The sequence below is a fragment of the Oceanispirochaeta sp. M1 genome (genome assembly GCF_003346715.1).
Lineage (GTDB): Bacteria > Spirochaetota > Spirochaetia > DSM-2461 > DSM-2461 > Oceanispirochaeta.
In genome coordinates, this window is record NZ_QQPQ01000020.1 from 49,653 (window position 1) to 62,926 (window position 13,274).

Genomic DNA, 13,274 nt, shown 5'->3' on the forward strand with positions numbered 1-13,274 from the left:
TATAAGTAAACATCTAAGTATATGATGATTAGTATGTTCTGGAGACGTATTATTTCAGCATTGATGCTCGGTGTAGGTGTAGCTCTGGTTTTAAGAAACCTGATGAATCTGGTTTCTCAGATCAGAGAGAAAAAGCGGAAAGAGGACGAAGATGCCGGAAGCAAATGAAAATGCAGAAGTTCAGGAAACAAAGGAACTTCCTTCTGTATTTCAAATGGATCTGCCCAAAAGAGAGGAATTCCTTTCTCAGGTAGGCAGTTTTACACAGGAACAGAGAAGGATATTTCACAGAATCTGTGATTTTTTTGATCCGTCTCTGGACTATAATCGCTTCGTTCTGCATGCCGGAAAAGATATCCTTTTTGCGAATAATCAGATTGAAATCCTGATGAAAAAGATTAAGAACGCCCATTATGGACTTCTTAAGTTTCAGGTCGTGGACGGGGAACTCAAGCCCAATAGAATAGTTATTACAAACAGAGACTCCATTGAGTTCTATACAAGTCTCATAGATGATGAAATTCAGAGAAATCTTCTGGATGAAAGCAAGCCCTTTCTTGCGATGGAGGAGCTGGAGGAACAGAACCTTACAGTTCCCTTTGATTTTGTAGATTCAATCGGCCCCGAGGTATTGAGTCCGGCCTTTATCAAGAAAAATAAGGAAGTTGCAAAAATCTACTCTATGAAACTGAAAACAGGTGCAACCCTGATAATAGCATCAGGGGGACTTGAATCACTTGTGACCCAGAGTCAGATAAGAATCAGGGGATATCTTAAAAACACATCCTTCATCTCAATAGTTTCCCGATTTATGGGAATAAAAATTTCTGATATTCAGAAAAAAATGAGCGGAAAGGATCCCCGGTTCTGGCAGGGACTTTCAACCAAGGTACTTCAGAACCGTGAAGACCTGCAGCTTAGACTGAAACATCTGGAAGCCTCTCTGTTTCAGGCCAGTGAAATACTTCATCATTATTATATGAATTCAGCTTCTGAAGAAGCGAATGAACGTAAGGAGAATGCAGCCCGGGATGCGGCTCTGGAAGAGTTGTGTATGGAGATTCTGAGAAAAGAAAATTTCATTGTATCAGAAGAAGAACTGAACAAGATGATCAAGCCCCTGGCCAAAAAGTGGGAAGGTTTCAGGGATCTGTTTTTTGAACGCTCAGTAAAAGTCACAACCAAGGTGGGACTCCCTCCCATACTGGGAATCAATGGTCATTATATCCACCGGGATCATGTATATCCCTATTTCAGATCTGAGCTTTCCATGCAGGGCAGGGAGCTCAGATCACACTACATTCAGTTAATGGAGCGGATGCTTCGTACAGGTAATAAGGATAGAATCACAACTTTTTATACAAGGGAAACATTTAACGATGATATCATTGATATGATACGCATTGAATCTCCTGTATTGGCTGAGTTACTGAAGAAACCCCGTATCATCTCTGAGGCCATAGTTCATTATTTTAAAAATCTTAAAAAGGTCCGGGATGTAAGCAAAATCAAGGATTTTATGAATAATTTCTTTGATAAGGGTGTGATCAAGTTCAAGGAGCCAGACCATCTGCTGGATCTTTACCTGCTGGAGATATTTGAAGAGGCCTATAGATTTCTCTCATGGTGGAGAAAGCTTTTTCTACGTCTCTCCGGAAAGAGGGACGGTTTTCATAGTCAGTACTCAGGATTAGGTGACAGAGACTTACCGGACAATGCTCTTCCAAATAAAAAAAAGGCAGAGGGCAGAAATTCGGGGGCACAGTCTTCGGGCAGTCGATACACAGCCGAACCTTTAAGCAGAAGAAGAGACAGCTCGAAAACCACTGCCGGCAGAAGGCGGCACACTCCACCGATTAATTCCAAGCAGTATAATCTGAAACAGCGCAATAGAGCCTGGACAGAATTTGAAGATGCCTTTGGCAGAAAGAATTGATAATTAAAGAGCAATTCAAAAAATCCTGAATTATACTTATAGAATGAGACTGATTAAAAATTTCAACACAAAAAGCCTTCTCCATTTTACAGAGGATGACAGGGTGTTATCTGCACAGCTCCTATCAATGGCCCTGAAGGATATACCCGGGTTTTTTTCCAGCGCCAGTGATCTTATCAGGAAAAAACGGTATCATGAAGCAGCTGTCTGGATTCATAAAATTAAAGGAATCGCCGGTACAGTAGGGGCCGAACTACTCTATGACTTGTGTCTCTCCACAGAAGAAATATTGAAGGAATCAAATCCAGCCACAGACAGCGATAAGCTGATCAGTACAATGGCAGAATCAATCGATGAATTCTGCAGGAACAGCGACGTACAGGAATGGGTCTCTGATGTATAACGTTAAGAATATTAAATTCAATAAGAAAGAGGTTATTCTCCATCCCGGTGATTATTTCTGCAGCGATGAAGATATCGTGATGTCGACAATTCTAGGTTCCTGTATCTCTGTAGTTCTCTACGATGAATCCAAACACCAGGGTGGTTTAAATCACTTCCTTCTCCCCCGGATAGGGAAATCTACTCAACTTAATATCATTGAGGAAAAAAGTGCCCGCTACGGCGTGCATGCCATGGAAGTCCTCATAAATGATATTATGAAAATGGGATCACAAAAATCGGCTTTAAAGGCAAAGGTCTTTGGAGGTGCATCAATGTTCGGGCCCATGAATAAAGACAATGGTGTGGGATATATCAACACCCAGTTTGCGCTTCAATTTCTGGCAAAAGAGGGTATACCCATCATTGCATCGAATACAGGAGAAGATGTGGGCAGGAAAATCTTTTTTTTTCCGAAAACCGGCAAGATTCTGTTGCGTAAGATTCATTCAAGGACAAAGATAAGGGAAATCAAAAAGCAGGATGAGGGTCTTCGAGAGACAATTCTTAAAAAACCTGTTGGAGATAAAATCGTACTGTTTTAAGCTTCTAATATTATAAGTTTAATAACGATTTAGAAAATATGTGGAATTGGCGATGAGAAAATGATAGAATTAAATTAACCTTCATCAAGGAGATGTTTTATGGAAGAACAGACCGTTCAGGAAATGACCCAGTACCTGACTTTTACAATCAGCAATGAAAGTTATGCACTCAACGTAAGTAATGTAAAAGAGGTTCAGGAATTTACCTCTCTAACAAAAGTACCGAGGATGCCTGACTTTATGCGGGGAATAATCAATTTAAGAGGTAGTGTGGTTCCTGTTATCGACCTCAAGATGAAGTTCGGAATGGGCAGTACTGAGAAAGATATAGATACAAGCATTATCGTAACAGAAGTAACCATGGAAGGTGAAACAGTAACCATGGGGCTCCTGACAGACTCTGTTAAAGAAGTAATAGAGCTCAATGATTCAGAAATCGAACCTACTCCCTACATCGGTACAAAAATTGATACAGCTTTTATAAAAGGTATGGGAAAAAAAGATGATAATTTTCTGATTGTTCTGGATATTGATAAAGTCCTGACTATAAGTGAAATCTCAATGGTTTCTACACAGGAAAAAGCGGAACCACAGGAAAAAGCGGAACCACAGGAAAAAGCGGAACCACAGGAATGAACTAAAATATAGAACTAAAAATAAGGAACTATAAATGAAAACAATTTTAATTGTAGATGACTCTCGAACAGTGAGAGAAAGTCTAAAATTTTTTCTCACTGAGGGTGGGTATCAGGTTATCGAAGGATGTGACGGGCAGGATGCTCTTAAAGTGATCGAGGGTAAAAGCTGTGATCTGGTAATAACCGATGTAAATATGCCCAATATGGACGGATTAACTCTTTTAGGAGAACTCCGGAAGATGAAAGATTTCAAGTTCACACCGATTCTGGTTCTGACAACAGAATCTCAGCAGAATATTATGGACAAGGGAAAGGAACTCGGTGCTACCGGCTGGATTGTCAAACCTTTTGATAATGACAAGGTAATGGCCGTAATTAAAAAAGTCATCGGAGATTAATATGCCTCCCAAAAAACAGGAAGTGCTTGAACTGAGTGGTAATTTGGATATCAGACAGGCAGAAGATTTACATGAAACCTTAAAAAAACTAAGCAGTGGAAAAACAAATATTGTTCTTGATTTTTCCAAGGCCGAAGATATTGATTTTGCTATAGTACAGCTGCTTTTCAGTTTCAAAAAGTCACTTGCCGATCAGAAACGGAAACTCATTTTCAAAGATGTGAATGAAAAAGTAGAATCCAAAATTATTCTATGCGATTTTAAGTCTCTTCTTCAGGAGAACTGAATATGATGAATCAATTTAAAGAGACCTTCAAAGAAGAAGCCTATGAGCTCCTCGGTAATCTGGAAGACCTGTTAATGGAGCTGGAGGAAAATCCCGAAGATCCTGATTCCATTTCAGCTGTATTCAGAGCCATACATACAATTAAGGGTTCGGCATCCATGTTTGATTTTGGAGGTATCGCCTCTTTTACACATGTTGTTGAATCTGTTCTGGACGGTGTCCGGGAAGGAACTGTTCAGGTCAGCAAAGAACTTATTGACCTGACTCTTTTAAGCCGTGACCATATATTGGCAATGCTTAATTCCGAGAGTGATTCAACTCCAGAATTTGAAGCAATCTCTTCTGATATTATCTCCAAAATGAAGACATTGACCGGAGAAGAATCAGAAACTCCGGCTCCCGCTGAAACTGTTGCGGCTGCACCTGAGACGAAAGAGGAAGAAGAAGAAAAGACATTTCGTATTCAGTTCAAACCTGATGAGAATCTTTTTCTCTCCGGAACCAACCCTATCCTGCTTTTAAATGAATTGGCTGAAATGGGCGAATTTGCCTGTATCTGTCATGAGGAAAGTATTCCTGATTTTGATTATTTTAATCCCGAAGTCTGTTATATCAGCTGGGATATCTATCTGACAAGTAAGAAAGCCATAAACGAAGTTAAGGATGTATTTATTTTCCTTGATTCCAAGTCTATGGTTGATGTTTCCATTATATCCGACTGGCAGAATATTCTAAGCAGTGATGAAAACCGGAAGCTGGGTGAGATCCTTATTGATAAAGGACTCATAGAGGCTTCACAGCTTGAAGCAATTCTGGACTCCAGAAAGAAAATAGGTGAACTACTTGTAGAAAAGGGGATAGTACAGGCTTCTGATGTAAAATCTGCATTGGAAGAACAGAAAATCTCCAATTCAATTAAGCAGAATTTAAATACCACCAGCACCGCCACAATCCGTGTGCAGAGTGCCAAACTCGATAGTCTTGTTGATACTGTGGGAGAACTTGTTACAGCACAGGCCAGGCTGACTCAGCTGGCAGTACAGGCCAAATCAGCATCTCTTATGTCTCTGGGAGAGCAGATAGAAAGACTCACTTCTGATCTGCGTGACAATACCATGAGTCTCAGGATGGTTCCCATCGGAACTACGTTCTCAAGATTTAAAAGACTTGTCCGGGACCTGTCATCCAGTCTCGATAAAAATATTCAGCTTGTCACCAAAGGCGGTGATACGGAGCTGGACAAAAATGTAATAGAGAAGCTCAATGATCCTCTGGTACATGTTATCCGTAATTCAATTGACCACGGTATCGAATCCGCTGAAAAACGGAAGGGAACCGGTAAGGACGAGATGGGAACCATCACACTGGATGCTCATTACACTGGAGCCAATGTTCAGCTGCAGATTCGTGATGACGGACAGGGGCTGGATAAGGAAGCAATCCTGAAGAAGGCTGTTGAAAAGGGAATTGTCGCCTCTGATGCTCAGCTCAGTGATGAAGACATCTACAGTCTCATATTCATGCCTGGATTTTCAACAGCACAGAGTGTTACCAGTGTTTCCGGCCGCGGAGTGGGGATGGATGTAGTACGGAAACAGATCGATGCGCTTAATGGATCAATTCATATAAAGAGTGAACAGGGTGTTGGAACCGAGTTTTCTCTCCATCTGCCCTTTACCCTTGCCATTATTGAGGGTCTTCTTGTCAGAATAAACGATGAAAAATATGTATTCCCCCTCTCTATGGTTCAAGCCTGTATGGAGCTGACAAAAGAACAGCGGGAAGGTCATGGAAAGAAAAGACTCATAGAGTACAGGGACTCAGTTATACCTTATATACGGCTTCGTGAAATGTTCACAGAGCAGAGCGATGTCCCTGATCGGGAGCATCTTGTTGTTATTCAGACTGAAAGCAGTGTTACAGGATTTGTTGTGGATGAAGTTATCGGAGATCATCAGACTGTAATCAAAAATATGGGTAAGCTGTATAAGGATGTGAACTATATCACTGGAGCTACCATACTGGGAGACGGAAGTGTCGCCCTGATTCTGGATGTAAACCGTATATCCACACTGGCCAGGACAGAGGACTTAAAGAAATGAATGTCTCATTGGAGCGACCCGTACTTGAGCCCCGGGAGTTTAAAAAACTCAGTAACTTCATAGAACGGGAACTTGGTATCCGTATGCCTGAGATAAAAAGGATCATGCTGGAATCCAGGTTACATAAACGCCTGCGTGTCTTAAAACTCAATAATTTTGCTGAATACTGTGACTATCTGTTCAGCGATACGGGAATGCGCCAGGAATTCCCCTTTATGATTGATGTTGTAACTACAAACAAGACCGATTTTTTCAGGGAACCCGACCATTTTGTCTATCTTGAGAATAGTATCGTACGTCCGTATCTGGACCGCAGTCATGGAAGCGGATCCTTTGATATCTGGTCTTCAGCAAGTTCTACGGGAGAAGAGATTTACACTCTGGCCATGGTTCTGGAGGGGATCAGAGAGGATTTCGGTGCATTGAATTATACTATTCTCGGCTCTGATATCTCTCAGGAGGTTCTTGCAAAAGCAAGAAAGGGGGTTTATCACAATTCCCGCATTGAAACTATCCCTATGAATCTTAAAAAGAAATACTTCCTGAAAAGTAAAAATAAATCGGAAGAGCTGGTCAAAGTGAAACCGATTATTCAAAGAAATGTAAGTTTTGTTCAGCAGAATCTGATGCATGACAAATACGATATTAAAAAAACATTTGATATCATATTCTGTAGAAATGTCCTTATCTATTTTTCCCAGGAGAAGCAGAAAAAGATACTCCTTAATCTGCACAGTCATCTCAAACCCGACGGAACCCTTTTTCTGGGTCATTCGGAAACTATAACCGGATTGAATTTACCCTTTCTGTCGGTGGCTCCGACAATTTATAGAAAAAACTGATTAAAGGATCATCCCTATGGCAGCACAAAAAATAAAAGTACTTATAATTGATGATTCTGCGGTTGTACGTCAGACATTGTCTTCGATCATCGATGCAGAAAGAGATATTGAGGTGATCAACACAGCGCCGAATCCTATTATCGGTGAAAAGAAAATAGCCGCGCAGAAGCCCGATGTTATTGTCCTTGATATTGAAATGCCTCAGATGGACGGACTTACTTTCCTGAAAAAACTGATGGCGGAAAACCCTATACCCACCATTATCTGTTCCAGTACAACAGATAAAGGCGGGCAGAATGCACTCACCGCAATAGACCTGGGTGCTGTAGATATTGTAACAAAGCCTAAAGTCGGTACCAAGGAATTCCTTCAGGAATCGAGTATAAGAATATGCGATGTTATACGTGCTGCCGCAACAACTAAAGCCAGGGTCAGAAAACCTGTTTCCCAGGGTCTCGTTGCCCCAAAATTAACAGCTGATGCAATTCTTTCAAAATCAAATAGACCCCTGGCTATCGCTACAACTGAAAAAGTTATAGCCGTCGGTGCATCCACAGGCGGTACAGAAGCTCTCAGAATCTTTCTTGAGATGATGCCAGCAAACTCTCCCGGAATCGTAATAGTTCAGCATATGCCTGAACATTTTACAAAATCTTTTGCACAAAGACTGAATTCTCTTTGCAGAATTGAGGTTAAAGAAGCAGAGAATAATGATGTTGTTTATCCTGGAAGAGCATTGATTGCTCCTGGAAATCAGCATCTCCTTCTTAAAAGACAGGGTGCCCGTTATTATGTAGAAACTAAAGACGGTCCTCTTGTGTGTCGACATAAACCCTCCGTTGATGTCCTTTTTCGTTCAGCCGCACGTTACTCAGGTCCCAATACAGTTGGTGTCATTATGACAGGTATGGGAGATGATGGAGCCAGAGGAATGAAGGAAATGAAGGAAGCGGGAGCCTATAATATTGCGCAGGATGAAAAGACCTGTGTTGTTTTTGGTATGCCCAATGAAGCAATTAAAAGAGGTGGAGTAGATAATGTTCTCCCACTGCAGAAAATTGCCGAAGAAGTGATCAGGAGAACTAATGGATAAGGTCTTACCCATAATTGATGAGCTTAAAAAAATTGTGACCTCACTTGGGGACGTGTATCTTAATATGGCGGATAACTATCCTGATCTGTTTCGTGCTCTAGATGCTAAACTCAATAATCTGAATACTGACGGAAACAATAATCTTGACTATCTGGTTCAGGATATTGACTCTTCAGTTCACAAACAGACAGTTTTTTTAGAACGTCTGAGCGAAAGTGATTCCGTATTTCTTGACATGATGACCGAAGAGCTTGAAGAGATTAAAAGACTGGACAGCTATATTGACCAGATAGAAGATGATTCGGCAGAACTTGAACTTATCTCTCTTAATGCCATGGTCACAGCCCTGAAAGCCGGAAAAAACGGCGGCGCCTTTCCCTATATAACGGAAGAGCTGCAGAAAGTCTCTAAGAGCTCAGCCCGGCTCAGTATGAATCTCAAAACCAAAGGTAATGATCTTAGTAAGATATTCTCCAGCTTTATAAATTCCATCAATGACGACAAGAGCCAGATATCTGAACTGATAAAATCCATTGCTTCCGAATTTACATCACTCACAGGAATGACCAGAGATTTTCAGTCTAAATCTGATAAAGTTCTGGGAGACGTTAGAAATCAGGTTGGTTCAATTAAGGCTCCTCTTTACCAGATTATTTCGGAAGTTCAGAAGCATGATATCATCAGACAGTCGGTAGATCATGTGATCCTGGCTCTTGAGCATATAAAAGATAGTCCGGAAAAAGAGTTGGAAAAACAACTGGATGCTCTGTCCTACGGCAGCCGTGTTTTTGGATTCTGTTACGAAATACTGAATGAGATTCATGGTGAACTGGAAGGTAATTACAATACATTCAAGGTTAAATCTGAGAGCCTGAATACTCTTATCAATTTTATCCAGGAATCTGGAGATTCTATCAAAGGCGGAAGATCTTATGTATCTTATGATGTCCAGATTGAAGAAATCCAGAGAAAGATAGAGACTTCCCTGAATCACCTGAAAAAGGGCAGTATTCAGGCAAACATGCAGAAGAATCTTGACGGAATCTATCATGATATTGCCAGTTTGGAGGAGTCATACAGCGGGTTTTCTAGAATAATAAACTGGGTAAAGACCATAAATATTTCAAGCCGGGTTGAGGCTGCCAAGCTGCCGCATCTCGAAAATATGTCATATATAATCGAAAACATCACATCCCGGACAGATTCAATTGAAGAATCTGTAGATCTGGTTATCAAATCCATTACAGAATTCAAGAAAAATTCAGATGTCCTAATAAAGGATTTTTTTGCACAGTCAAATAAGGATGCTGTTCAGGTTGATAATTTTGGTACAGATCTTAAGAAGAGTCTGGATGAAGTAAATGATTACAGCCTTAATATTAAAGAAAAAATGAGTGAACTCATCGATACAGGAGATCAGTTCCTGGAATTCTACAAGATGGCAAATAGCGATCTGGACCGCATGGATAAACTTGTTGGCGAAATTAAGAGCATTATTAATATTATTGAAATTGAAAAAGAAGAATTTGAAAGAAGGCTGAAATTGCTCCTTGAAAGTGAAGGACTGGACAGCTGGGAACTAAGGGGTGATGAGATTAGACAGTTAATCGATAAATTCACAATCTATATCCATAAAAAGAAAGTTGATTCAGAGGGTTCTCTTGATATGGATGGTGAAGGAGCCAGCAGTGGTGAAATCACTTTGTTCTGAACTTTCTATTGACAGCATGGTCACAGCCAAATAGAGTATATTTATGTTTGTTTCCATCATTGTTGACCTGGGTAATGAAGACAGTCAGAAAATTGTTCAAAATCTTTTATTTCGTTATGGATTTAAGCAGATTCAGAATAATACATTTGAATCGTTATCAATTAACGAAAATAATCTGTCTCGTCTGAAGCTGGACCTGGACCGTTCCACTGATTTTTATGACTCGATACGTATATACCAGTACCCTATTAAGGGTACTCTGGTTATTACATCATTAACCGAGAAACGATGGCGCAGGAATATTATTAAAGAAAAAAACACCGGAGGCGCAAATGCTTAGTGATATATCTACGAAATTAAAATCCCTTGACGGGGATATCCTTGATACCTGGAGGCGACTTTGACACGGCTGAATTAAAGAATCAGGCTGTTGAACTCGAAAAGGAGTCGGGAGATCCCAATTTCTGGAATGACCGCGAAAATGCAGAGACAAAGCTCGCCCAGCTTAAAAGACTCAAGAATAAATTTGAACCCTGGGAAAAACTTGTCCAGGATCTTTCAGATGTAAAAGAGCTGTTCGAACTGGCTGTAGAGGAGGGGGATGAATCCCTAGAATCTGAAATCCAGGAACAATTGACTAAAATTGCAGATAGTTTTTCAAATCTCAATTCACTTGAATTGCTGAGTGAAGAGACAGATGTTCTTTCGGCCTTCATCACCATACATTCAGGAGCAGGTGGAACAGAAGCCTGTGACTGGACCAGCATGCTCTACCGTATGTACAGCAGATGGATTGAACGAAAAAAATACAAAATAACTATTATGGATACTGTTGAAGCCGAAGGCGGGATCAAGTCAATCTCATTCCAGGTGGATGGTGATTACTCCTACGGTTATCTGAAAGGCGAAGGCGGGATTCACCGTCTTGTGAGAATCTCACCATTTGATTCAAATGCAAGAAGACATACATCCTTTGCATCGGTTTATGTTTCTCCTGTTATTGACGACTCCATAGATGTTGATATTAAACCCGATGATATCCGTGTAGATACCTATAGGGCATCAGGTTCCGGTGGACAGCATGTAAACAAGACCAGTTCTGCCGTCCGTATGACCCATATTGAAACTGGAATCGTAGTACAGTGTCAGAATCAGAGAAGTCAGCTGAAAAACAGGGACTCCGCCATGAAAATGCTGAAGTCCAGACTCTACGAGTATTTAAAGCAGAAACAGGAAGAAGAGAAGTCTCAGAATGCCGCCGAAAAAAAAGATATAGGTTGGGGTTCCCAGATCCGCTCCTATGTTTTCCACCCTTATACCATGGTGAAGGACCTACGTACCCGGCAGGAGACAGGCAATATTCAGAATGTTATGGACGGAGATATTGATCAGTTTATCGATGCTTATCTCAAATATTTATGGTCGGGAAATAAGCTAGAATGAGAATACTGGTAGTTGACGATTTGCCTTTTATGCGATCTATCATCTCGGATATCGTTACTGAAACCGGGCATATTGTCATTGGAGAAGCGGGTGACGGGATTGAATGCCTTTCCCGTTACAAGGCTCTCCTGCCGGATCTTGTCCTGCTGGATATTGTCATGCCCCGTATGAACGGGGTGGAGGCTCTTAAAAGTCTGAAAAAAGTTTATCCTGATTCAAAAGTTATTATGTGCTCATCGTTGAGTGATCAGGAAAAAATTATACAGGCCATCCGACTGGGGGCCTCGGACTATATTGTCAAACCTTTTCAAAGGAAGCGGCTTGTTTCCGCGATAAACAGAGCCTGCAGTGTAAATGATTAGAAGATTCACAGTTATAGTTTTTCTATTTCTAACAATTTCTCTTTTCTCAGAGCCTGTTACTCTTCCGGAAAGTCTAAGTTATGATGACTTGAAGCTAACAAAAAAGACATGGAATATCGGTGTAAGCAGCTACAGTGGACTCAATCTTGATCTACGTTATGAGTATCTTTTAAATGCCCTTCCTCTCCTTGTACATGAAGAGATATCAAATCTTTCCGAACATATTCTTTCAGAAGACGAGATTGTACATTTACAGACTATTTTTCTAAAAGAGAAAACCATTGCTCTGGAAAAAGAGAAAAGCAGCATACATGCACAGCGTGATGCACTCTTATTTTCTGAACTTGAAGAAGGGGAAATTAAAGAAAAATATGATGATTATTCAGAAAAGATAAAAGAGAAAGAAGAATTATTACAATTCTGGAAGGATCTTACAATAGAGGATATCCAGATCGAAAAGACTCTACCTGTTCATATTCAGAAATTTACTGACTCTGATGCACGTCTCCTGTCTCCCCGGGTTCAGGTTCAGCGTTTTATGGAGTCCGAAGATCTTGATCTCCTTATCAGCGGGACTGTAGAAAAACTTGATAACATGTTTTTTCTTAATATAGAGGGAATAATGCAGCATAGCGGAAAGCCTGTGTTTTCTCTTAATAAGGTTGTCACTGAAGAGGAGATTAACGAGGTCGTAAGTGAAGGAGCAGTAGAACTGAGAACCGTTGTTCTGGGCCGCAGCTGGTCTGACCTGACAGTCACGGCTCTTCCCTCGAATGCTCTGCTTCTTATAGATGGTGACAGTCGCGGGGTAGGGAACATGCACTTATATGATCTTGAACCCGGATTTGTTACTCTGTCGGTCATATCAACGGGATTTAAAAGTGATATCAGGCAAATTTATCTGACATCAGGAGCCTCCCAGAGTATAGAAATTGAGCTTGTAAAAGGAAACAGCACTGGGCTGTCACTTTTTTCAGAACCTCCGGGTGCTGATGTCTACTTTGGAGCAACATGGGTGGGTCAAACTCCGCTCTTTACTGAAAAACCGGGTCAGCAGAGTCAGATAAAGATCAGCAAGAATGAGTACATGCCCTTTTATGCTGACAGTGATGCAATAGATGGAAACAGTCTGACAGTTGAGCTGGGAGCAGATCTTTTTGATAAACAGAAGGCACTTAAAATAAGTAAAAGCAAATTCTACAGATCCCTGGGATGGTTCAGTATGTCTATAGCTGTACCTCTGATTCTGTCGGGCGTTTACCAAAATCTTAACAACCGCTATTATAATTACGCTATGGACTATAATAGTACTTTTGACCCTGCAAGTTATGATAAGGCTATTGAATATCAGAAAAAGGCTGACATAGCGTATTACAGTCTCTGGGGCGGAGTGGCAATTAGTGGCGGTCTGCTGGTTAATACTATATTTAAATTAAGGGATTATATCCGTGCGGCGGAGAAATCCACAGAGGATTAG

15 protein-coding genes are annotated in these 13,274 nt (G+C 40.8%); all 15 read left to right on the plus strand.

Annotated elements, in window-relative coordinates; all coding sequences use genetic code 11:
• The first annotated feature begins 33 nt into the window (after positions 1–33).
• Positions 34–168 carry a hypothetical protein gene (locus tag DV872_RS27125; RefSeq protein WP_255525865.1) on the plus strand — a complete coding sequence of 45 codons (135 nt, stop codon included), beginning with the start codon at positions 34–36 and terminating at the stop codon, positions 166–168.
• Positions 152–1,936, plus strand: a complete 1,785-nt coding sequence (locus tag DV872_RS15030) for a hypothetical protein (protein ID WP_114630774.1) — start codon at positions 152–154, stop codon at positions 1,934–1,936. Before DV872_RS27125 ends, DV872_RS15030 begins: the two co-directional genes overlap by 17 nt.
• 43 nt (positions 1,937–1,979) lie before the next feature.
• Positions 1,980–2,339 carry an Hpt domain-containing protein gene (locus DV872_RS15035; RefSeq protein ID WP_114630775.1) on the plus strand — a complete coding sequence of 120 codons (360 nt, stop codon included), beginning with the start codon at positions 1,980–1,982 and terminating at the stop codon, positions 2,337–2,339.
• The gene (locus DV872_RS15040; protein ID WP_158546992.1) at positions 2,332–2,922 is read left to right on the plus strand and encodes a chemotaxis protein CheD; all 591 of its coding nucleotides are present in this window, start codon (positions 2,332–2,334) and stop codon (positions 2,920–2,922) included. The genes DV872_RS15035 and DV872_RS15040 overlap by 8 nt, the downstream gene beginning before the upstream one ends.
• Positions 2,923–3,021: 99 nt before the next feature.
• Positions 3,022–3,558: a chemotaxis protein CheW gene (locus tag DV872_RS15045; protein ID WP_114630777.1), complete on the plus strand. Its 537-nt coding sequence runs from the start codon at positions 3,022–3,024 to the stop codon at positions 3,556–3,558.
• Positions 3,559–3,592: 34 nt separating this feature from the next.
• Entirely contained in the window at positions 3,593–3,958 is a 366-nt protein-coding gene (locus DV872_RS15050) for a response regulator (RefSeq protein WP_114630778.1), read from the plus strand.
• A 1-nt stretch (position 3,959) separates the two neighbouring features.
• The gene (locus DV872_RS15055) at positions 3,960–4,244 is read left to right on the plus strand and encodes a lipid asymmetry maintenance protein MlaB (protein WP_114630779.1); all 285 of its coding nucleotides are present in this window, start codon (positions 3,960–3,962) and stop codon (positions 4,242–4,244) included.
• A gap of 2 nt (positions 4,245–4,246) precedes the next feature.
• The gene (locus tag DV872_RS15060) at positions 4,247–6,346 is read left to right on the plus strand and encodes a chemotaxis protein CheA (RefSeq protein ID WP_230391500.1); all 2,100 of its coding nucleotides are present in this window, start codon (positions 4,247–4,249) and stop codon (positions 6,344–6,346) included.
• Positions 6,343–7,188: a protein-glutamate O-methyltransferase CheR gene (locus DV872_RS15065; protein ID WP_114630780.1), complete on the plus strand. Its 846-nt coding sequence runs from the start codon at positions 6,343–6,345 to the stop codon at positions 7,186–7,188. The genes DV872_RS15060 and DV872_RS15065 overlap by 4 nt, the downstream gene beginning before the upstream one ends.
• A 16-nt stretch (positions 7,189–7,204) precedes the next feature.
• The gene (locus DV872_RS15070; protein WP_114630781.1) at positions 7,205–8,281 is read left to right on the plus strand and encodes a chemotaxis response regulator protein-glutamate methylesterase; all 1,077 of its coding nucleotides are present in this window, start codon (positions 7,205–7,207) and stop codon (positions 8,279–8,281) included.
• A complete protein-coding gene (locus tag DV872_RS15075) occupies positions 8,274–9,992 on the plus strand; it encodes a hypothetical protein (RefSeq protein WP_114630782.1) in 1,719 nt (572 codons plus the stop codon). The genes DV872_RS15070 and DV872_RS15075 overlap by 8 nt, the downstream gene beginning before the upstream one ends.
• Positions 9,993–10,035: 43 nt before the next feature.
• A complete protein-coding gene (locus DV872_RS15080) occupies positions 10,036–10,332 on the plus strand; it encodes a CRISPR-associated protein Cas2 (RefSeq protein ID WP_114630783.1) in 297 nt (98 codons plus the stop codon).
• Positions 10,325–11,435 (plus strand): peptide chain release factor 2 gene (gene prfB / locus DV872_RS15085; protein WP_114630784.1). Its coding sequence is split into 2 segments (ribosomal slippage): positions 10,325–10,393 and positions 10,395–11,435, totalling 1,110 coding nucleotides; the frame shifts between segments, so codons are not numbered across the junction. Before DV872_RS15080 ends, prfB begins: the two co-directional genes overlap by 8 nt.
• Positions 11,432–11,797 carry a response regulator gene (locus tag DV872_RS15090; protein WP_114630785.1) on the plus strand — a complete coding sequence of 122 codons (366 nt, stop codon included), beginning with the start codon at positions 11,432–11,434 and terminating at the stop codon, positions 11,795–11,797. Before prfB ends, DV872_RS15090 begins: the two co-directional genes overlap by 4 nt.
• Complete coding sequence (locus DV872_RS15095) at positions 11,790–13,274, plus strand: PEGA domain-containing protein (protein WP_114630786.1); 1,485 nt, start codon at positions 11,790–11,792, stop codon at positions 13,272–13,274. The genes DV872_RS15090 and DV872_RS15095 overlap by 8 nt, the downstream gene beginning before the upstream one ends.